The sequence below is a fragment of the Pseudomonas sp. NCIMB 10586 genome (assembly GCF_023127895.1).
Classification (GTDB): domain Bacteria; phylum Pseudomonadota; class Gammaproteobacteria; order Pseudomonadales; family Pseudomonadaceae; genus Aquipseudomonas; species Aquipseudomonas synxantha_A.
The window spans coordinates 282,827-303,731 of the sequence record NZ_SPKQ01000037.1 but is presented as its reverse complement, the minus strand read 5'-3'; the positions used below and the strand labels follow the sequence as shown (position 1 = coordinate 303,731).

General features: G+C 60.5%; 22 protein-coding genes. 19 read left to right on the top strand and 3 right to left on the bottom strand.

What is annotated here, in order from left to right:
- Positions 1-178 precede the first annotated feature (178 nt).
- From argS to E4P01_RS14580, 9 genes are all read left to right on the top strand, one after another.
- Complete coding sequence (gene argS, locus E4P01_RS14620; RefSeq protein WP_122732471.1) at positions 179-1,915, top strand: arginine--tRNA ligase; 1,737 nt, start codon at positions 179-181, stop codon at positions 1,913-1,915.
- Between the two features lies 1 nt (position 1,916).
- On the top strand, positions 1,917-2,618 hold the full coding sequence (locus E4P01_RS14615) for an SPOR domain-containing protein (RefSeq protein ID WP_005784023.1): 702 nt from the start codon (positions 1,917-1,919) through the stop codon (positions 2,616-2,618).
- Between the two features lie 258 nt (positions 2,619-2,876).
- On the top strand, positions 2,877-3,407 hold the full coding sequence (hslV, locus tag E4P01_RS14610; protein ID WP_003171209.1) for an ATP-dependent protease subunit HslV: 531 nt from the start codon (positions 2,877-2,879) through the stop codon (positions 3,405-3,407).
- A 37-nt stretch (positions 3,408-3,444) separates the two neighbouring features.
- Positions 3,445-4,782, top strand: a complete 1,338-nt coding sequence (gene hslU / locus E4P01_RS14605; RefSeq protein WP_003171208.1) for an ATP-dependent protease ATPase subunit HslU — start codon at positions 3,445-3,447, stop codon at positions 4,780-4,782.
- Between the two features lie 149 nt (positions 4,783-4,931).
- A complete protein-coding gene (locus tag E4P01_RS14600) occupies positions 4,932-5,309 on the top strand; it encodes a DUF971 domain-containing protein (protein WP_078820086.1) in 378 nt (125 codons plus the stop codon).
- A 249-nt stretch (positions 5,310-5,558) separates the two neighbouring features.
- Entirely contained in the window at positions 5,559-7,238 is a 1,680-nt protein-coding gene (gene phaC / locus E4P01_RS14595) for a class II poly(R)-hydroxyalkanoic acid synthase (protein WP_078820085.1), read from the top strand.
- 165 nt (positions 7,239-7,403) lie between these two features.
- Entirely contained in the window at positions 7,404-8,249 is an 846-nt protein-coding gene (gene phaZ, locus E4P01_RS14590) for a poly(3-hydroxyalkanoate) depolymerase (RefSeq protein WP_216090623.1), read from the top strand.
- Positions 8,250-8,339: 90 nt separating this feature from the next.
- Complete coding sequence (gene phaC / locus E4P01_RS14585; protein WP_078820084.1) at positions 8,340-10,022, top strand: class II poly(R)-hydroxyalkanoic acid synthase; 1,683 nt, start codon at positions 8,340-8,342, stop codon at positions 10,020-10,022.
- Between the two features lie 27 nt (positions 10,023-10,049).
- Positions 10,050-10,670 (top strand): TetR/AcrR family transcriptional regulator, encoded by a 621-nt coding sequence (locus E4P01_RS14580; RefSeq protein ID WP_216090622.1) that lies wholly within the window; start codon positions 10,050-10,052, stop codon positions 10,668-10,670.
- 174 nt (positions 10,671-10,844) lie between these two features.
- Here E4P01_RS14580 and E4P01_RS14575 read toward each other — a convergent pair whose 3' ends face one another.
- The 3 genes from E4P01_RS14575 to E4P01_RS14565 form a co-directional block, all read right to left on the bottom strand.
- Positions 10,845-11,804, bottom strand: a complete 960-nt coding sequence (locus tag E4P01_RS14575) for a phasin family protein (RefSeq protein ID WP_216090621.1) — start codon at positions 11,802-11,804, stop codon at positions 10,845-10,847.
- Positions 11,805-11,816: 12 nt separating this feature from the next.
- Positions 11,817-12,239 (bottom strand): phasin family protein, encoded by a 423-nt coding sequence (locus E4P01_RS14570; RefSeq protein WP_032878324.1) that lies wholly within the window; start codon positions 12,237-12,239, stop codon positions 11,817-11,819.
- A 93-nt stretch (positions 12,240-12,332) separates the two neighbouring features.
- Entirely contained in the window at positions 12,333-12,608 is a 276-nt protein-coding gene (locus E4P01_RS14565; RefSeq protein ID WP_005784005.1) for a polyhydroxyalkanoic acid system family protein, read from the bottom strand.
- A gap of 145 nt (positions 12,609-12,753) precedes the next feature.
- Between E4P01_RS14565 and ubiE the strand changes: the two genes are divergently transcribed.
- The 10 genes from ubiE to E4P01_RS14515 all read left to right on the top strand — a co-directional run bounded on the left by ubiE (position 12,754) and on the right by E4P01_RS14515 (position 20,759).
- A complete protein-coding gene (gene ubiE / locus E4P01_RS14560; RefSeq protein ID WP_003171186.1) occupies positions 12,754-13,524 on the top strand; it encodes a bifunctional demethylmenaquinone methyltransferase/2-methoxy-6-polyprenyl-1,4-benzoquinol methylase UbiE in 771 nt (256 codons plus the stop codon).
- Positions 13,524-14,147 carry an SCP2 domain-containing protein gene (locus tag E4P01_RS14555; protein ID WP_078820081.1) on the top strand — a complete coding sequence of 208 codons (624 nt, stop codon included), beginning with the start codon at positions 13,524-13,526 and terminating at the stop codon, positions 14,145-14,147. Before ubiE ends, E4P01_RS14555 begins: the two co-directional genes overlap by 1 nt.
- Positions 14,144-15,748: a ubiquinone biosynthesis regulatory protein kinase UbiB gene (ubiB, locus tag E4P01_RS14550; RefSeq protein ID WP_005783998.1), complete on the top strand. Its 1,605-nt coding sequence runs from the start codon at positions 14,144-14,146 to the stop codon at positions 15,746-15,748. The genes E4P01_RS14555 and ubiB overlap by 4 nt, the downstream gene beginning before the upstream one ends.
- Before the next feature lie 41 nt (positions 15,749-15,789).
- A complete protein-coding gene (gene hisI, locus E4P01_RS14545; protein ID WP_005783996.1) occupies positions 15,790-16,182 on the top strand; it encodes a phosphoribosyl-AMP cyclohydrolase in 393 nt (130 codons plus the stop codon).
- A gap of 2 nt (positions 16,183-16,184) precedes the next feature.
- Positions 16,185-16,517: a phosphoribosyl-ATP diphosphatase gene (locus E4P01_RS14540; protein WP_003187881.1), complete on the top strand. Its 333-nt coding sequence runs from the start codon at positions 16,185-16,187 to the stop codon at positions 16,515-16,517.
- 26 nt (positions 16,518-16,543) lie between these two features.
- Positions 16,544-16,822: a twin-arginine translocase TatA/TatE family subunit gene (locus E4P01_RS14535; protein ID WP_005783993.1), complete on the top strand. Its 279-nt coding sequence runs from the start codon at positions 16,544-16,546 to the stop codon at positions 16,820-16,822.
- Positions 16,823-16,832: 10 nt separating this feature from the next.
- Entirely contained in the window at positions 16,833-17,231 is a 399-nt protein-coding gene (tatB, locus tag E4P01_RS14530) for a Sec-independent protein translocase protein TatB (RefSeq protein ID WP_078820080.1), read from the top strand.
- Positions 17,228-18,019, top strand: a complete 792-nt coding sequence (gene tatC / locus E4P01_RS14525; RefSeq protein WP_005783990.1) for a twin-arginine translocase subunit TatC — start codon at positions 17,228-17,230, stop codon at positions 18,017-18,019. Before tatB ends, tatC begins: the two co-directional genes overlap by 4 nt.
- Positions 18,016-18,723 carry a 16S rRNA (uracil(1498)-N(3))-methyltransferase gene (locus E4P01_RS14520; protein ID WP_078820079.1) on the top strand — a complete coding sequence of 236 codons (708 nt, stop codon included), beginning with the start codon at positions 18,016-18,018 and terminating at the stop codon, positions 18,721-18,723. Before tatC ends, E4P01_RS14520 begins: the two co-directional genes overlap by 4 nt.
- Before the next feature lie 119 nt (positions 18,724-18,842).
- Positions 18,843-20,759, top strand: coding sequence for a methyl-accepting chemotaxis protein (locus tag E4P01_RS14515; protein WP_005783986.1), 1,917 nt, complete (start codon positions 18,843-18,845; stop codon positions 20,757-20,759).
- The last annotated feature ends 146 nt before the right edge of the window (positions 20,760-20,905 follow it).

The following is a 20,905-nucleotide window of genomic DNA, read 5'->3' as shown; positions in this document are numbered from 1 at the left end:
CTCACCGCTCTCACCTCAGTCTAATCCCGGATCAAGACACAAGCGGGCTTGCCCGCGAAGAGGCCCGCAGGTCCGCCATCTAGTCTGAACGGTTGGCAAGCTCGCCCTCGCCACGGATAATGCCCAGTTTTTCCACCTGCGCATCGCGCGCCGCCGCTTGCGGTCGAAAGAGAACACCATGAAAGACACCATTCGCCAGCTGATCCAACAAGCCCTCACCCAACTCGTCAACGAAGGTGTGTTGCCTGAAGGCCTGTCGCCGGCGATCCAGGTGGAGAACACCCGCGACAAGACCCACGGCGACTTCGCCAGCAACATCGCGATGATGCTGTCCAAGCCGGCCGGCATGAAACCGCGCGACCTGGCGGAAAAAATCATCGCGGCACTGCCGGCTGACGCCAGTGTCACCAAGGCTGAAATCGCAGGCCCGGGCTTTATCAACTTCTTCCAGAACACCCAGGCCTTGGCTTCGCGCCTGGACGCAGCCCTGGCCGATGCCAAAATCGGCGCACACAAGGCTGGCGACACCCAACGCGTGGTCATCGACCTGTCGGCGCCGAACCTGGCCAAAGAGATGCATGTCGGTCACCTGCGCTCCACCATCATCGGCGACGGTGTGGCGCGGGTGCTGGAGTTCCTCGGCGACACCGTGATCCGCCAGAACCACGTCGGCGACTGGGGTACCCAGTTCGGTATGTTGATGGCCTACCTGCAGGAAAACCCGATCACCAGCAACGAGCTGGCCGACCTGGAGAACTTCTACCGCGCCGCCAAGAAGCGCTTCGACGAATCCGAAGAGTTTGCCGACCGCGCCCGTGGCCTGGTGGTCAAACTGCAAGCCGGCGACCAGGAATGCCTGGCGCTGTGGAACCGCTTCCGTGAGATTTCCCTGTCCCACTGCCAGGAAATCTACGAACTGCTCAACGTGAAACTGACCATGGCCGACGTGATGGGCGAAAGCGCCTACAACGACGACCTGATCAACGTGGTCAACGACCTCAAGGCCAAGGGCCTGCTGGTCGAGAGCAACGGCGCGCAGTGCGTGTTCCTCGAAGAATTCAAGACCGCCGACGGCGAACCGCTGCCGGTGATCATCGTCAAGGCCGATGGCGGCTATCTCTACGCCACCACCGACCTGGCTGCCGTGCGCTATCGCAGCGGCGTGCTCAAGGCCGACCGTGCGCTGTACTTCGTCGACCAACGCCAGGCCCTTCACTTCCAGCAAGTGTTCGAAGTGGCCCGTCGTGCCGGCTTCGTCACCCACCCGATGCACATGGAACACATGGGTTTCGGCACCATGAACGGCGCCGATGGCCGCCCGTTCAAGACCCGTGACGGCGGCACCGTCAAGCTGATCGACCTGCTGACCGAAGCCCAGGAACGTGCCTACAACCTGGTGAAGGAGAAGAACCCGGAGCTGGCCGAGGCCGACCTGCGTAATATTGCCCGCGTGGTGGGCATTGGTGCGGTGAAATACGCCGACCTGTCCAAGCACCGCACCAGCGACTACAGCTTCAACTTCGACCTGATGCTCAACTTCGAAGGCAACACCGCGCCGTACCTGCTGTACGCCTACACCCGCGTGGCCGGCGTGTTCCGCAAGCTGGGCAAGGACTTCAGCGAAGTCGAAGGCCAGATCGTGCTGGACGCCGCCCATGAACAGGAACTGGCGGCCAAGCTCGCGCAGTTCGGTGAAGTGCTCAACAGCGTAGGCGACAAAGGCACGCCGCATATTCTGTGCACCTATTTGTATGAAGTGGCCGGGTTGTTCTCCAGCTTCTACGAGAACTGCCCTATCCTCACCGCCGACGACGAAGCCCAGAAACAAAGTCGCCTGCGCCTTGCCGCATTGGCTGGACGCACCCTCAAGCAAGGCCTGGAACTCTTGGGCCTGGAAACTCTGGAGCGTATGTAAGTTGGCTGCCAAGAAAAAACCTGCACCCAAACGCGGCGCCAGCCGTTATCAGGCCCCGGCGAAGCAGCCGATCCCGGGCTGGCTGTGGATGGCCATCGGCCTGACGGTCGGTGCCTTCGTTGTGTTTCTGATGAAGCTGGAGCCTGGCCAGGGCGATGACGTCAAGCGCGTCAAACAGGAGCAGCAGAAGGCCACGAAAATTGCCGAGGCCAACAAGACTGCGCCAAGCCCGACCGCACCGGTGAAGCCGAAATACGACTTCTACACGCTGCTGCCGGAATCGGAAGTGATCGTGCCGCCCGACGCCGTGCCGGAGAAAACCCTGCCGACCCCGCAAGTGCCGACCACGCCCGTAACCCCAGCGGAAGCGGCGAAAATCGATACGGCTCGCGCCCAGGCTGCACTGGCCGGCATCACTCCGCCGCCAGCACCGCCAGTGGCAGCGACCAAGGCCGCGCCTGTGACCAAGTTCTTCCTGCAAGCCGGCTCGTTCCCGAAACAGGCGGATGCCGATCGTGTGCGTGCACAGATCATTCTGTTGGGCCAATCGGTCTCGGTTGAGTCCGGCACGGTGAAGGACGCGACCTGGTATCGCGTATTGGTGGGGCCGTTCAGCAACCGTGAGCAACTGACCGTGGCGCAGAAACAATTGGCCGGGGCCGGGTTTAGCAATCTGTTGTTACAACAGCGCCAGAGCCGCTGATTTCGAAGACATAGCAGGGCTAATGTGGGAGGGGGCTTGCCCCCGATGGCGGTATATCAGTCAATATATTCAGCGACTGACACACCGCGATCGGGAGCAAGCCCCCTCCCACATTTGGTTTTGCGGTGTTCTTGAATAGGTGTCGGATCAATAAACACCACTCGTCCGCGCACCCGTCCTACGGTTGAAATCCCCCCCGCCACCCCCATATGAGTTCTCATCAGGGCATTTTCGCCCCGCTGCGTGGAGACTCTCCCCTTGACCACCATCGTTTCAGTACGTCGCCACGGCAAAGTTGTCATGGGCGGCGACGGCCAGGTTTCCCTGGGCAACACCGTGATGAAAGGCAACGCGAAAAAAGTGCGTCGCCTGTACCACGGCCAGGTACTTGCCGGTTTCGCAGGCGCTACCGCCGACGCCTTTACCCTCTTCGAACGCTTCGAAGGCCAGCTTGAGAAACATCAGGGCCACCTGGTGCGCGCCGCTGTCGAACTTGCCAAAGAATGGCGCACCGACCGCTCCCTCAGCCGCCTGGAGGCCATGCTCGCTGTCGCGAACAAAGATGCTTCGCTGATCATCACCGGTAACGGCGACGTGGTTGAACCCGAACATGGCCTGATCGCCATGGGTTCCGGCGGTGGCTATGCCCAAGCGGCAGCCAGCGCGCTGCTGAAGAAAACCGACCTGTCGGCCCGTGAGATCGTCGAGACCGCTCTGGGTATCGCCGGCGATATCTGCGTGTTCACCAACCACAACCAGACCATTGAGGAGCAGGACCTCGCCGAGTAAGCCGTAGGCTTATTCCCGCTTGAGGCCGCCAGACACTATGTCCATGACCCCCCGCGAAATCGTCCATGAACTCAATCGCCATATCATCGGCCAGGACGATGCCAAGCGCGCCGTTGCCATTGCGCTGCGTAACCGCTGGCGCCGGATGCAACTGCCCGAAGAACTGCGCGTTGAAGTAACCCCCAAGAACATCCTGATGATCGGCCCGACCGGTGTCGGTAAAACCGAAATCGCCCGGCGCCTGGCCAAATTGGCGAACGCCCCGTTCATCAAGGTCGAAGCGACCAAGTTCACCGAAGTCGGCTACGTGGGCCGTGATGTCGAGTCGATCATCCGCGACCTGGCCGATGCCGCCCTGAAGATGCTGCGCGAACAGGAAGTGACCAAGGTCAGCCACCGTGCCGAAGACGCAGCGGAAGAGCGCATCCTCGACGCCCTGCTGCCACCGGCCCGCATGGGTTTCAACGAAGACGCCGCACCGTCGTCGGATTCCAATACTCGCCAGCTGTTCCGCAAGCGCCTGCGTGAAGGCCAGCTGGATGACAAGGAAATCGAGATCGAAGTGGCTGAAGTGTCCGGCGTGGATATTTCTGCCCCGCCTGGCATGGAAGAAATGACCAGCCAGTTGCAGAACCTGTTCGCCAACATGGGCAAGGGCAAGAAGAAAAGCCGCAAGCTCAAAGTGAAAGAAGCGCTGAAGCTGGTGCGCGACGAAGAAGCCGGGCGCCTGGTCAATGAGGAAGAACTCAAGGCCAAGGCCCTGGAAGCGGTCGAGCAGCACGGCATCGTGTTTATCGATGAGATCGACAAAGTGGCCAAGCGTGGCAACTCCGGTGGCGTCGATGTATCCCGCGAAGGTGTGCAGCGTGACCTGTTGCCGCTGATCGAAGGCTGCACAGTCAACACCAAGCTGGGCATGGTCAAGACTGACCACATTCTGTTTATCGCTTCCGGTGCGTTCCACCTGAGCAAGCCAAGCGACCTGGTACCCGAGCTGCAAGGCCGCCTGCCGATTCGTGTGGAACTCAAGGCACTGACACCTGGCGACTTCGAGCGCATCCTCAGCGAACCCCACGCCTCGCTCACCGAGCAGTACCGTGAGTTGCTGAAAACCGAGGGCCTGGGTATCGAGTTCCAGGCGGACGGTATCAAGCGTTTGGCGGAAATCGCCTGGCAGGTCAACGAGAAGACCGAGAACATCGGTGCCCGACGCCTGCATACCTTGCTTGAGCGCTTGCTTGAGGAAGTGTCGTTCAGTGCCGGCGACATGGCGGGTGCGCAGAATGGCGAAGCGATCAAGATCGATGCTGACTACGTCAACAGCCACTTGGGCGAATTGGCGCAGAACGAAGACTTGTCTCGTTATATCCTGTAAGCCTCACACAGAACTGCTTTGCTTCAAATGTGGGAGGGGGCTTGCTCCCGATGGCGGTGTATCAGTATCAGATGAGCTGACTGACACACCACCATCGGGAGCAAGCCCCCTCCCACATTTTCAAGCCGGTTTATTCAGGAGCATCCCATATGGTCAAGTTTCCTACTGCAGTAAACCTGCACAAAACCTCCAATACCCTTGGCCTGACTTACGGGCCGGATGAAACCTACCAACTGCCCGCCGAATTCCTGCGGGTTCACTCGCCTTCGGCCGAGGTTCAGGGCCACGGCAAGCCCATCCTGCAATTCGGCAAGCTCAATGTCAGGTTGACCCAGGTCGAACCGGCCGGCCAGTACGCACTGAAATTGACCTTCGATGACGGCCATGACAGCGGACTGTTCACTTGGGACTACCTCTATCAGTTGGCCGTACGTCAGGACGCGCTATGGGCCGACTACCTGGCCGAGCTCAAAGCGGCCGGAAAAACCCGCGACCCGAGTGAGTCGGTCGTGCGGCTGATGCTCTAGCACAGGCATCTTGGTCTTTAGAGCGCATTTTCTAATTTCATCTGCTTGAATGCCCTGTCGCGTGGCCAATGATCGGCCCGCTTGCGAAAAAAAATAAACTCGGGTAACCAATGGAGCTGGCAAGTTCCCTGCATTTGACGATGCGGTATCAACGGTCACCCGGGTCGCAGTACCAGGCTGGTGTCGTGTATCGAAATTGGGTGCGCAGCAATCGCCGGTACTCGTCTTTCGGACAATGGAGCGTCGTAGATGAGTAACAAGAATAACGATGACTTGAAACGCCAGGCCTCGGAAAACACCCTGGGGCTGAACCCGATCATCGCGTTACGCAAAAAGGATTTATTGGCCTCGGCCAAGATGGTGCTGACCCAAGCCATCAAGCAGCCGTTGCACAGCGTCAAGCACGTCGCCCACTTTGGCGTCGAGTTGAAGAATGTGATGTTCGGCAAATCCCAACTGGTACCTGAAGGCGATGACCGTCGCTTCAACGACCCGGCCTGGAGCCAGAACCCGCTGTACAAACGTTATTTGCAGACTTACCTGGCGTGGCGCAAGGAACTCCACGACTGGATCGACGACAGCAACCTGCCGGCACAAGACATCAGCCGTGGCCACTTCGTGATCAACCTGATGACCGAAGCCATGGCCCCCACCAACAGTGCGGCCAACCCGGCGGCGGTCAAGCGCTTCTTTGAAACCGGCGGCAAAAGCCTGCTCGACGGTTTGTCCCACCTGGCCAAGGACATGGTGCACAACGGCGGTATGCCGAGCCAGGTCAACATGGGCGCCTTTGAGGTCGGCAAGACCCTGGGCACCAGCGAAGGTGCGGTGGTGTTTCGCAACGATGTGCTGGAGCTGATCCAGTACAAGCCCATCACCGAGCAGGTACACGAGCGCCCACTGCTGGTGGTGCCGCCGCAGATCAACAAATTCTACGTATTCGACCTGTGCCCGGAAAAGAGCCTGGCGCGTTTCTGCCTGCGCAATGGGCAACAGACCTTTATCGTCAGTTGGCGCAACCCCACCAAGGCCCAGCGCGAGTGGGGGCTCTCTACTTATATCGAGGCGCTCAAGGAAGCGGTCGATGTGGTCACGGCAATTACCGGCAGCAAGGACGTGAATATGCTCGGCGCCTGCTCCGGTGGCATCACCTGCACCGCACTGCTGGGCCACTACGCGGCGCTGGGCGAGAAGAAGGTCAACGCCCTGACCCTGTTGGTGAGCGTGCTGGACACCACCCTGGACACCCAGGTGGCACTGTTTGTCGACGAGCAGACCCTGGAAGCAGCCAAGCGCCATTCCTATCAGGCCGGCGTGCTGGAAGGCCGCGACATGGCCAAGGTGTTTGCATGGATGCGCCCCAACGACCTGATCTGGAACTACTGGGTCAATAACTACCTGCTGGGCAACGAACCGCCGGTGTTCGACATCCTGTTCTGGAACAACGACACCACCCGCTTGCCGGCCGCTTTCCATGGCGACCTGATCGAACTGTTCAAGAACAACCCACTGGTACGCGCCAACGCCCTGGAAGTGTGCGGCACGCCCATCGACCTCAAGCAGGTCACTGCCGACATCTACTCCCTGGCCGGCACCAACGACCACATCACGCCGTGGCAGTCGTGCTACAAGTCGGCGCAGTTGTTTGGCGGCAAGGTCGAGTTCGTGCTGTCCAGCAGTGGGCACATCCAGAGCATCCTCAACCCGCCAGGCAACCCCAAGGCGCGCTACCAGACCAGCGAGGGCTTGTCGGGCAGTGCGTTGCAGTGGCAGGAGAACGCCACCAAGCACACCGATTCGTGGTGGCTGCACTGGCAGGCGTGGCAGGCGGAGCGGGCGGGGAAGTTGAAAAAAGCCCCGACAATATTAGGCAATAAAACCTATGCCGCCGCCGAAGCGGCGCCGGGTACCTATGTACATGAACGCTAGGCATTCTTGTGATTGAAATGAGATCAGATGTGGGAGCTGGCTTGCCTGCGATAGCGATGGGCCTGCTCACTAATCGCTGCCTGAAAAAATGCCATCGCAGGCAAGCCAGCTCCCACACTGACCGGGTTCCTACAGACCAATAGCACCACTTCACAGGGCTTGAGCATGGCGCAACCGTTCATCTTCCGTACCATCGACCTGGATGGCCAGACCATCCGCACGGCGGTACGCCCGGGCAAGCCGCACTTGACCCCGCTGCTGATCTTCAACGGCATCGGCGCCAACCTTGAGCTGGTGTTCCCGTTCGTCCAGGCCCTGGACCCGGACCTGGAAGTGATTGCGTTCGACGTGCCCGGCGTTGGCGGTTCCTCGACGCCGAAGCGGCCCTATCGCTTCCCCGGCCTGGCCAGGCTCACCGCGCGTATGCTCGATTACCTCGACTACGGCCAGGTGAACGCCGTGGGTGTGTCCTGGGGCGGGGCACTGGCGCAGCAGTTCGCCTATGACTACCCGGAACGTTGCAAGAAGCTGATCCTGGCGGCCACAGCTGCCGGGGCCTTTATGGTGCCGGGCAAACCCAAAGTGCTGTGGCTGATGGCCAGCCCCCGGCGTTATATCCAACCCTCCCATGTGGTGCGCATCGCGCCGATGATTTATGGCGGCTCGTTCCGCCGCGATTCGAACCTGGCCGCCGAACATGCGAGCAAAGTGCGCTCGGCCGGCAAGCTGGGTTACTACTGGCAATTGTTCGCCGGGCTGGGCTGGACCAGCATTCATTGGCTGCACAAGATTCGCCAGCCCACCCTGGTATTGGCCGGGGACGATGACCCGCTGATCCCGCTGGTCAACATGCGCATGCTCGCCTGGCGCATCCCCAATGCGCAGTTGCACATCATCGATGACGGGCACCTGTTCCTGATCACCCGGGCTGAAGCCGTGGCGCCGATCATCATGAGGTTTCTCGAAGAGGAGCGCTTGCGCGCAGTGATACATCCGCGACCGGCGGTGTGAAGGACCACACCACCGCGCAAGTTGCCAGGAACCGACTATGGTTCTGGATTGGCGTGCCTGCTTGATGTCTTGACGAAGGAGTGTTGGCTCATGCGAGAAAGACCCGTGACGAACCCGGCGCCCACCCCCGCTGCGTTCATCAACGCACAAAATGCGATCACCGGCCTGCGCGGCCGCGACCTGCTGTCAACCCTGCGCACCGTCGCCGCGCACGGGCTGCGCAACCCGGTGCACACCGCCCGCCACGCCCTGGCCCTGGGCGGCCAACTGGGCCGTGTGCTGCTGGGTGAGACCGTGCACGAGCCCAACCCCAGGGACAATCGCTTCAGCGACCCCACCTGGAAGCTCAACCCGCTGTACCGGCGCAGCTTGCAAGCCTATCTGAGCTGGCAGAAACAGACGCGGCAGTGGATCGATGACAGCACCCTCAGTGACGATGATCGCGCGCGTGCGCAGTTCGCCTTCGCCCTGCTCAACGACGCCGTCTCCCCTTCCAACACCCTGCTCAACCCGCTGGCGATCAAGGAGTTGCTCAACTCCGGCGGCAACAGCGTGGTGCGCGGCGTGAGTAACCTGTTCGAAGACCTGCTGCACAACAACGGTTTGCCCCGCCAGGTCAGCAAACACGCCTTCGAAGTCGGCAAGACGGTGGCGACCACGCCCGGTTCGGTAGTGTTTCGCAACGAACTGCTGGAGCTGATCCAGTACAAGCCCATGAGCGAAAAACAGTACGCCAAGCCGCTGCTGGTGGTGCCGCCGCAAATCAACAAGTACTACATCTTCGACCTCAGCCCTGCCAACAGCTTTGTGCAATATGCCCTTAAAAATGGCCTGCAAACCTTCATGATCAGTTGGCGCAACCCGGACGTGCGGCATCGCGAATGGGGCCTGTCCACCTACGTGGCGGCGTTGGAGGAGGCACTGAATGTCTGCCGGGCCATCACCGGCGCCCGCGAGGTCAACCTGATGGGCGCCTGCGCCGGTGGCCTGACCATCGCCGCCCTGCAAGGCCACCTGCAAGCCAAGCGCCAGCTGCGGCGCATCTCCAGCGCCAGTTACCTGGTGAGCCTGCTCGACAGCCAGATCGACAGCCCCGCAACCTTGTTCGCTGACGAACAAACCCTGGAAGCCGCCAAGCGCCGCTCCTACCAGGAGGGCGTACTGGACGGCCGTGACATGGCCAAGGTGTTTGCCTGGATGCGCCCCAACGACCTGATCTGGAACTACTGGATCAACAATTACCTGCTGGGCAAGGAGCCGCCGGCCTTCGACATCCTGTACTGGAACAACGACAACACGCGCCTGCCCGCCGCCTTGCACGGCGACCTGCTGGACTTCTTCAAGCACAACCCCCTGAGCCATCCCGGTGGCCTGGAGGTGTGCGGCACGCCCATCGACTTGCGCAAGGTCACGGTGGACAGCTTCAGCGTGGCCGGGATCAACGACCACATCACACCGTGGGACGCGGTGTATCGCTCCACCCAACTGCTGGGCGGCGAGCGGCGCTTTGTGCTGTCCAACAGCGGGCATATCCAGAGCATCCTCAACCCGCCGGGCAACCCCAAGGCCAACTACGTCGAGAACCTCAAGCTGAGCAGTGACCCGCGTGCCTGGTACTACGACGCCCGGCATGTCGAAGGCAGCTGGTGGCCGCAGTGGCTGGAATGGGTACAACAACGCTCCGGGGTACAACGCGAAACGCTTACCGCCCTGGGCAACCAGAACTACCCACCGATGGAAGCAGCGCCAGGCACTTATGTGCGGGTGCGTTGAGCTCAACGATCACATTAAGAAGACTGGATGAAGACCCGCGACCGTATCCTTGAATGTGCCTTGCAGTTGTTCAACCACAAGGGCGAACCGAACGTATCGACCATGGAGGTGGCCAATGAAATGGGGATCAGCCCCGGCAACCTCTACTACCACTTCCACGGCAAAGAGCCGTTGGTGCTGGGGCTGTTCGAGCGCTTTCAATGCGAGTTGGCGCCATTGCTCGATCCTCCCGCCGATGCGCAACTGGAGGCCGAGGATTACTGGCTGTTCCTGCACCTGATTGTCGAGCGCATGGCCCACTACCGGTTCCTGTTCCAGGACCTGTCGAACCTGGCCGGGCGCCTGCCGAAGCTGGCCAAGGGGATTCGCACCCTGCTCACGGCGCTCAAGCGCACCCTGGCCTCATTGTTAGCGCGGTTGAAAGCCGCGGGGCAGCTGGTCAGTGACACCCAGGCGCTGGGACAGCTGGTGGAACAGATCACCCTGACCCTGCTGTTTTCCCTGGATTACCAGCGCGTACTGGACCGTGAAGGCGAGGTGCGAGTGGTGGTGTACCAGGTCATGATGCTGGTGGCCCCCCATCTGTTACCGACGGCGCGGAAGGCGACTGAGAAGTTCGCCTTGAAATATCTGGATGACACTGATTAAACATGTGGGAGCGGGCTTGCCCGCGATAGCGTTGGATCAGCCAATGCCTGTATGACTGACACTCCGCCATCGCGGGCAAGCCCGCTCCCACATTGGAAATGCAGCGTTTTTTAGGCTTGCATAAAAAAACGCCCGGTCTTCGCAGACCGGGCGTTTTTTTGTGTCCCGGAAAAATCAGGACTGACTGGATGGCGTCGGGGTGACCGGCGTTGCAGTCGGGGTAGCAGCCGTATGCGTCGGTGCGGACACCGAGTTGGCGGTAGAAGCGGCCGGTGCTGGCGCCGCTGCCGGCTTGGCCGCTGCGGCAGGCTTTGCTGCTGCCGGTTTTTTCGCTACCGCAGGCTTTTTGGCCGCTGCAGGTTTGGCCGCAGGCTTGGCTGCTGGTTTCGCAGCAGCGGGCTTGGCAGCAGGTTTGGCAGCAGCGGTTTTAGCCGCAGGTTTGGCAGCCGGTTTAGCCGCAGGTTTCGCGGCGGCTTTAGCGGCGGCTTTAGCGGCCACTGGCTTAGCGGCAGGCTTGGTGGCCGGTTTGGCGGCAGCGGTTTTAGCCGCGGGCTTGGCCGCAGGTTTCGCAGCGGCTTTGGCTGGTGCTTTGGCAGCGGGTTTTGCAGCCGGCTTGGCGGCGGCTTTAACCAGAGGCTTGGCGGCAGTTTTCGCGGCGGGTTTTGCAGCGGCTGTTTTAGCCGCAGGTTTGGCAGCCGGTTTTGCTGCAGGCTTGGCCGCGGCGGTCTTGGCAGGAGCCGCTTTGGCGCCGGTCAGTTTTTCAATTTGCTTGGTCAAGGTATCGACCTTGCTGTGCAGCGTCTTCAATTCAGCCTTGCTGGGTACGCCCAGTCGCGAAATTGCACTATTGAGGCGCTTGTCGAAGGTTTCTTCCAACTTGCCCCAAGTGTCAGAAATGCTCGACTTGGCAGAACCGGCAGTTGCCTTGGCCGCGTCCACTTTTTTACCGACTGTGCTCTTGGTCAACTTCTCGGCCTTCTCGCCGTCCTTGACCAGAGTCTCGAAGTATTTACCGCCGTCACTGCTAACCTTCGAGTACACGCCTAAACCAGCAAGCCAGATTTTGCGGGAATATTTTTCAACTTCCCCGACCCACGAGCTGCCTTCTTTCTGAGTAGTCTTTTTAACAGCCATCCCGATGTCTCCTTAGTGTTTACGCGCGACACGTTCGAGCAATGCCGTCAGCTCTTCGAGCTTAGCAGAGAGTGTCTCCACGTCATGTTTAGACGCAATGCCGATTCGATTCAAGGCACTTGCAACACGCGTGTCAAAAGCTTTTTCAACTTTATCCAGCTGAACTTCAACCAAGCCCCTGACGCCGGAGACGTTACTCTTTACTTGATCAATCTGACTGTTGGCGGCATCAAGTTGTTCAACTACAACTTTTTTACCTTTACTTTCAACGCGTTGGCCGCTCTTGACCAGCTCTTTGAAGTATTCGCCGCCCTCGCTGCCGACCTTTGCATAGGCACCAAGGCCCGCCAGCCAGATCTTGCGGGCATAGCTTTTAACCTCACTCAGGGGGGTGGTTTGAACGTCGATTTTTTTCTTCAAAATAACTTTGGCCATGGTGCACCTCACGCAAAAAGGGTGGAGGACGGCCCGCAGGAGTTGAGGGCTTGGGCACAAAGTAGGGGTTAAAATTAGAATCGGCACCCTAAGTCAGGCCAACGCCTTATCCAAGGCTTTTTCGATTTCGGACTTGATCGTGCCACTCATGGCCGACATCAACAGGCCGAGTTCTACCTCGATGCGCAGCGAGTCATCGGCCACCGCGACCGTGCCCTTAACCCCGGAACGTTTCAGCTTCAGGGTATCGCCGGCCCATGAAGACTCCACACCATATTTATCCTCGAGTTTGCGCGCCAATTGCTCAGCCTTGGCCCGCGCCTGTTCTTTCCCCAGGGTATGTTCACGCTCAACGGTAATACGGGCCATTGCAATGACTCCTCTTTATAACGACTCGGAACACCCGCCATGCGGCAAATGGCCTCGGTGAGCATCTATCTTACCTGCAGCCTTGCCAAGACAAAGCAGGCCTTGGGGATTATCATGTCCCGCATTCTCTTTTGGTGACAGCGATATGACTGATCAGCGCAAAGGCAGCGATGCCGAACCCACCACTCACTTCGGTTTCAAGAACGTCCCGGAAAGCCAGAAAGCGGAAAAAGTCGCTGAGGTGTTTCACTCCGTGGCGGCCAAGTACGACCTGATGAATGACGTGCTTTCCGGCGGCATGCACCGTCTGTGGAAGCGCTTCACCATCGAGTTGTCGGGCGTACGCACCGGCAACCGGGTACTGGATATCGCCGGCGGCACGGGCGACCTGGCCGCCAAGTTCTCCAAACTGGTCGGCCCCACCGGTCAGGTGGTTTTGGCCGATATCAACGGTTCGATGCTCAAGGTCGGCCGCGATCGCCTGCTCGACAAAGGTGTGGCCGGCAATATCGAGTTCGTCCAGGCCGACGCTGAGAAGCTGCCGTTCCCCGACAACCATTTCGACTGCGTGACCATCGCCTTCGGCCTGCGCAACGTCACTCACAAGGAGGACGCGATCCGCTCGATGCTGCGTGTCCTCAAGCCGGGTGGCCGCCTGCTGGTGCTGGAGTTCTCCAAGCCGACCAACGCGCTGATGTCCAAGGTCTACGACACTTACTCGTTCGCCTTCATGCCGCTGATGGGCAAGTTGATCACCAATGACGCCGAGAGCTACCGCTACCTGGCCGAATCCATCCGCATGCACCCCGACCAGGAAACCCTGAAGTCAATGATGGTGGAGGCCGGTTTCGACCGCGTGACCTATCACAACATGACCTCCGGCATCGTTGCCTTGCACCGAGGTATCAAACCCTGATGCTGCTCGCAGGCCTTCTCGCAAGCGTCGAACATGGCCTCAACCGTGTTCTGCGCCTGGACAGCACCGCCCTGGCACGGCTCGCGCACTTGAACGGCAAAGTCATTGCCGTCGACTGCCGCAGCCCCGCTGTGCAGCTGTTTATTCTGCCCAGCGATGAAGGCTTGCTGCTCGCCACTCAATGGGCCGCCGACGCCGACTGCACCTTGCGTGCGCCGGCCTCCAGCCTGTTGCACCTGGCCCTGAGCCGCAACAAGACCGCCATCCTCCACAGCCCCGAGGTGGAGCTGGAAGGCGACAGTGCGGTGCTGATGGATCTGGCCGCCGTGCTGCAGGACCTGGAGCTGGATTGGGAATACGAACTCTCGCGCTGGATCGGCCCGGTCGCCACCCAGTTGCTCAGCGGGCACCTGCGCAGCCGCTCGCGCTGGTACCAGCAAGGGTTCGCCAGCCTGAACCAGAACCTCGCCGAATACCTGAGCGAAGAATCGCGCACCCTGGTCGGGCAACGGGAAGCGCAAGCGCGCTTTCGTGATCTCGACAAGGCCAAAATCGACCTGGAACGCCTCGAGGCCCGCTTCGAACGCCTGAGCCGCTCCCTTGATCCAAGCGATAACGCATGAAGCTGCTCGCCGTCCGCCGTTTGTTTCGTATCCAGCGCGTCGTAATCCGTTACCGCCTCGATGACCTGCTGTTTGCCCTGCCCCTGCCCTGGTTCCTGCTGGCGGTGCGTTATGTGCTGCCGTGGCGCTGGTTCCCGCGCAAACAGCTGGAGCTCAGCCGAGGCGCGTGCCTGCGCCTGGCGTTGCAGGATCTGGGGCCGATCTTTATCAAGTTCGGGCAGATCCTCTCCACCCGCCGCGACTTGCTGCCTGAAGACATCGCCGACGAACTGATGCTGTTGCAGGACCGTGTGCCGCCTTTCGATTCACAGCAGTCGATGGCGTTGATCGAAGAACAACTGGGCCAGAAGATCAGCGAGGTGTTCAGCCGCTTCGATGTCGAGCCCCTGGCCTCGGCCTCGGTCGCGCAGGTCCACGCCGCACAGCTCAAGACCGGCGAAGAGGTGGTGGTAAAAGTCATTCGCCCGGGCCTCAAGCCGATCATCGGCCAGGACCTGGCGTGGCTGTTTATCCTGGCTCGGGCGGCCGAACGTTTTTCTGCCGACGCGCGTCTGCTGCACCCGGTGGATGTGGTCGCCGACTACGAAAAAACCATCTACGACGAGCTCGACCTGCTGCGCGAAGCGGCCAACGCCAGCCAATTGCGACGCAACTTCGAAGGCTCGCAACTGCTGTACGTGCCACAAGTGTATTGGGACTGGTGCCGGCCGAAAGTGCTGGTGATGGAGCGCATCTACGGCGTGCAGGTCACCGACCTGGCCACCCTCGCCGACCAGCGCACCGACATGAAGATGCTCGCCGAACGCGGGGTGGAGATCTTCTTTACCCAAGTATTTCGCGACAGTTTCTTCCACGCCGACATGCACCCCGGCAACATCTTCGTCAGCACCGTCAATCCGTGGAGCCCGCAGTACATCGCGATCGACTGTGGCATCGTCGGCAGCCTGACCCCGGAAGACCAGGACTACCTGGCGCGCAACCTGTTTGCTTTCTTCAAGCGCGACTACCGCCGCGTGGCGCAGTTGCACATCGATTCAGGTTGGGTGCCGGCGGAAACCAAGCTCAACGAATTCGAAGCGGCGATCCGTACCGTATGCGAACCGATCTTTGAAAAACCGTTAAAAGATATTTCCTTCGGTCAGGTGCTGATGCGCCTGTTCCAGACTGCGCGGCGCTTCAATATGGAAGTACAACCGCAGTTGGTGCTGCTGCAAAAAACCCTGCTCAACATCGAAGGCCTGGGCCGCCAGTTGTATCCGGACCTCGATCTGTGGAACACCGCGCAACCGTTCCTGGAGCGCTGGATGCGTGAGCGGATGAGCCCGAAGACCATGTTGGGCAACCTGCACAGCCAGTTCGAACAACTGCCGCACCTGGCCAACATGACCCGCGATCTACTGGAGCGCATGTCCCAGCCCCACGCCAAAGACCCCGAGCCGCCTTGGCGCAAGCGCAAGGACGACTGGTTCCTGCGCCTGCTCGGCGCCGCGCACCTGGTGGGCGGTGTGATGCTGGTGATCGGCGGGCCGCTGAATCAACTGGGTCACTGGCCAGCCGGAATCATGGTGGCGGTGGGTGTTTATCTGATCGTGCGTCGATAGCCAATCCGGTTATACACTGTCGCAAATTGCCGGAGCCGAACATGAAAAACTGGCTGGACGAGATCAAGTGGGACAGTGACGGCCTGGTGCCGGCCATTGCCCAGGACTACAAGACCGGGCGCGTATTGATGATGGCCTGGATGAACCGCGAGGCGCTGAGCCTCACCGCCACTGAGCAGCGCGCCATCTACTGGTCACGTTCGCGTGGCAGACTGTGGCGCAAGGGCGAAGAATCCGGACACGTGCAGGTTCTGCATGAAATGCGCCTGGACTGCGACGCTGACGTGGTGATCCTGATGGTCGATCAGATCGGCGACATCGCCTGCCATACCGGGCGCCACAGCTGTTTCTATCGCGTCTTCGAAGACGGCGAATGGAAGACAGTGGACCCAGTGCTTAAAGACCCGCACGCCATTTATTCGGCAGGACACTGAACATGAGCGATACCCTGAACCGTGTGGCCCAGGTGCTGGAAGACCGCAAAGGCGCGGATGCCGACAGCTCCTATGTCGCTAGCCTTTACCACAAGGGTCTGAACAAGATTCTGGAAAAACTCGGCGAAGAATCCGTCGAGACCATCATTGCGGCCAAGGACGCGCAAATCAGCGGTGATTACAGCGATGTAATCTATGAGACCGCCGACTTGTGGTTCCATAGCCTGGTCATGCTTGCCCAACTGGGGCAGCATCCACAGGCCGTGCTGGATGAACTGGACCGTCGCTTCGGCTTGTCCGGGCACGCCGAAAAGGCCTCGCGCCCGTCCGCCTGATTAACCAAGACTTGAGGATTTGCAGCATGGGCATTTTTGACTGGAAACACTGGATCGTCATTCTGGTGGTGGTTGTTCTGGTGTTCGGCACCAAAAAACTGAAAAACCTCGGCACCGACGTCGGCGAGTCGATCAAGGGCTTTCGTAAAGCCATGAACGACGACGAAAAACCCGCCGAGCCAAGCGCAAACCCGGTGCCACCGGCACAGCCTGTGCACCCGCAGGCCGCTCAGCCGATCACCGAGCGTCGTACCTTCGACGTGCAGGCTGAAAAAGTCCAAGAGCCGACCCGCAAAGACTCGTGAGCACTGACTAATGTTTGGTATCAGCTTCTCTGAACTGCTGCTCGTCGGCCTGGTAGCCCTGCTGGTACTGGGGCCGGAACGCCTGCCCGGTGCCGCACGCACCGCCGGCCTGTGGATCGGGCGCCTGAAACGCAGTTTCAACGCGATCAAACAGGAAGTTGAACGTGAAATCGGTGCCGACGAGATCCGCCGGCAATTGCACAACGAACATATCCTGTCGTTGGAGCAGGAGGCGCGCAAGATTCTTTCCCCGGTGCAGGAGCCGGCCAAGCCGGTCACTCCGGTGGCCGAGCAGAGCATCGCGCCGGTGTCCCCTGCAGAAGCCGTTCCCGCCCCGATAACGCCTGCGCCGACGCCCGTCGCGTCGCCCGCGCCCCATGACCCTACACTGCCGCCGCGAGCCCCATGAGCGCTGATAAACCGGAAAACGACCAGCACATGCCGCTGGTCTCGCACCTCACCGAGTTGCGTACCCGCCTGCTGCGTTGCGTAGCGGCCATCTTCATCATCTTTGCCGGGCTGTTTGCCTTCACCCAGCAGATCTACACTTTCGTTTCCACACCGTTGCGCCAGTACCTGCCTGTCGGTGCGACGATGATTGCCACCGACGTGTCGTCGCCGTTCCTGACGCCATTGAAGCTGACCATGATGGTTTCGCTGTTTCTGGCGATCCCGGTGATCCTGCATCAGATCTGGGGCTTTATTGCGCCGGGCCTGTACAAGCACGAGAAGCGCATCGCAGTGCCGTTGCTGGTGTCGAGCATCCTGCTGTTCTATACCGGCATGGCCTTCGCCTACTTCCTGGTGTTCCCGCTGATCTTCAAGTTCTTCGCCGCCGCCACCCCGGCCGGCGTGGAGATGATGACCGATATCACCAGCTACCTCGACTTCGTGATGACGCTGTTCTTCGCCTTTGGCGTGGCCTTCGAAATCCCGGTGGCGGTGGTGTTGCTGGTGTGGATCGGAGTGGTCGACGTCAAATATCTGAAGAAGATCCGCCCGTACGTGATCATCGGCTGCTTTGTGGTCGGCATGATCCTCACGCCGCCGGACATCTTCTCCCAGACCTTGCTGGCCGTGCCGATGTGGATGCTGTTCGAAGTGGGCATCCTGTTCAGCGGCTTGATCAGCAAGCGCGGCGAACACCCGGACGACCAGCCTGCCGACGACGACCAGCCGCCAGCGACCCAGCCGTGAACCTGCTGCTGCTGGAAGACGCCGACTTCATCGCGGCCGACCGCGTGGTGCTGCGTGATCGGCGCCTGGTGCATATGCAGGAAGTCCACCGCGCCGCCGTAGGCGACAACCTGCGTGTGGGCCGCATTGGTGGGCTGATGGGCAATGCCCAACTGCTGCGCCTGGACGCAGGCGAAGCCGAGCTGCAAGTCAGCTTCGACCAACCGCCGCCGCCAAAGCTACCCCTGACACTGCTGCTGGCCCTGCCCCGCCCGAAGATGCTGCGCCGGGTGCTGCAAACCGTGGCGGCCATGGGCGTGCCCAAGGTCGTGCTGGTCAACAGCTACCGCGTGGAAAAAAGCTTCTGGCAGACCCCTTTCCTGGAACCTGAAGCGGTTCGCGAGCAACTGATCCTCGGTCTGGAACAGGCGCGGGACACGGTGCTGCCCGAGATCATTATCGAAAAGCGCTTCAAACCGTTTGTCGAAGATCGCCTGCCGGCCATGACTGCCGGCACCCTGGGCCTGATCGGTCATCCCGGCGATTACCCTGCGTGCCCCCGGGGGCTGGATGAGCCGGTGACGCTGGCGATTGGCCCAGAAGGTGGTTGGATTCCCTATGAGGTGGACCTGCTGACCAAGGCCGGTCTACAGCCGGTGCAGCTAGGTGCGCGCATCCTGCGGGTTGAAACCGCCGTGACGGCCCTGCTCGCCCGACTGTTCTGATATCAAATCCAAAAACACTACAGCCCCCTCCCACATTGGATCTCTGGCGCTACAGAATCCTATGCCCATGCCGATAGCCTCTGAATAAGTCCAAGCCTTGTTCCAGGGGAGTTCGCAGCATGTATCGTTGGTTAGCCGAGAAACTGGGGAATGTAAGCGTCAACCGCAAGCTGAGCGTCGGCTTTGGCCTGGTGTTGATCCTGACGCTGTTGATCACCTTTACCGGCTGGACCGGCCTGGGCGACGTAATCAATCGCGGCGATAAGCTGGGTTTTATCTCCAGCCTCAATGGCCTGACCAAAGACCTGCGCCTGGCGCGCCTGGACTTTGATATGCGCCGCGGCGAACAAGGCACCGACGCGGTCACCGGCCTGATTACTCAGTTGGACAATGGCCTTGAAACCGCCGCGCAGTTAATCGAACAGCCCAATGACAAGGCCCTCGTCGAACAACAACAGGAAGCGTTGAGCCAATACAAAAAAGCCTTCGCGGCCATGGTCCAGGCGGGCCTCAAGCGTGAGGGCGCGCGCAGCAAGCTCGGCGACACCGCCGACAATGCCGTGGCCAAAACCAACGAGATTGAAAAAAGCCTCCTGCAAGGCGACAGCGTCACCCAGTTCAACAGCGTGGTTGACCTGAGCAAGCTGATCCAGCAAGCGCGCTTCCAGGTACGCGGTTACACCTACAGCGGCAAAGTCGAGGCCGAGCAACCGGCCCTTGATGCCATCGACAATGCCCTGAAAAAAATCACCGAACTGCAAAGCCAACTGCCAGCGCCCTACCAGGCCAACCTGCAAGAGGCTGGTGTCTCACTGCAAGCCTATCGCGCCGCCGTCAGCCAATATCGCGACTCCCAAGTGGCCAGTGCCGCCGCCCTTAAAATCATGAGCGCCCAGGGCGATATTCTGCTGGGCCATAGCGAGAAACTCACCACGTCGCAAACCGCAGTGCGCGACCACGATGTGGCCCAGGCCAAGTATCTGTTGCTGCTCGCCACCGTACTGGCGATGGTCTTCGGCCTGTTCGCAGCCTGGGCCATCACCCGCCAGATCGTCATCCCGCTAAACCAGACCCTCAAGGTCGCCGAGCGCGTGGCCTCCGGCGACCTGAGCCACAACCTGGACTCTGGCCGCCAGGACGAGCTGGGCCAGTTGCAACGCGCCATGCAGAGCATGACCGTGGGCCTGCGCGCGTTGATCGGTGGTATCAGCGACGGCGTCACCCAGATCGCCAGCGCGGCCGAGCAGTTGTCGGCCGTGACTGAACAGACCAGCGCGGGGGTCAACAGCCAAAAGGTCGAGACCGATCAGGTCGCCACCGCCATGAACGAAATGGCCGCCACCGTGCAGGAAGTTGCACGCAATGCCGAGCAAGCCTCGGAAGCTGCTGTAGCCGCAGACCAACAGGCCCGTGAAGGTGACAAGGTGGTCGGCGAAGCCATCGCCCAGATCGAACGCCTGGCGACCGAAGTCGGCAACTCCACCCTCGCCATGGGCGACCTGAAGCGCGAAAGCGACAAGATCGGCAGCGTGCTTGACGTGATCAAATCCGTAGCCCAGCAAACCAACCTGCTGGCGCTGAATGCGGCCATTGAAGCGGCGCGTGCCGGGGAGGCCGGGCGTGGCTTCGCGGTGGTGGCCGATGAAGTGCGCAGCCTGGCCCAGCGCACACAGAAGTCCACCGAAGAGATTGAAGAGCTGATCGTCGGCCTGCAAAACGGTACCCAGCAGGTGGCCTCCATCATGGACAACAGCCGTGGGCTGACCGACAGCAGCGTTGAACTGACGCGTCGCGCCGGCAGCGCATTGGCGAATATCACCCGCACGGTTTCAACCATCCAGGCGATGAACTCACAAATCGCCACCGCCGCCGAGCAACAGAGCGCCGTAGCCGAAGAGATCAACCGCAGCGTGTTGAATGTGCGTGACGTATCCGAACAGACGTCCTCGGCCAGCGAAGAAACCGCTGCGTCGAGTGCAGAACTGGCGCGCCTGGGCATTCATCTGCAAGCATTGGTCGGCCGCTTCAGGGTCTGACACGCTCACACCAGGGAGTGGCCCGTGCGGGGTCCTCCCTGCAACTTGTGAAATTTCCTACACGTCTTTCAGGTCAACACTTACGCGCCCCGTGCCGAAAAGATTTAGCGTTCCCACTCCTCCTGACCTGCGTCAGTCGGACTGCG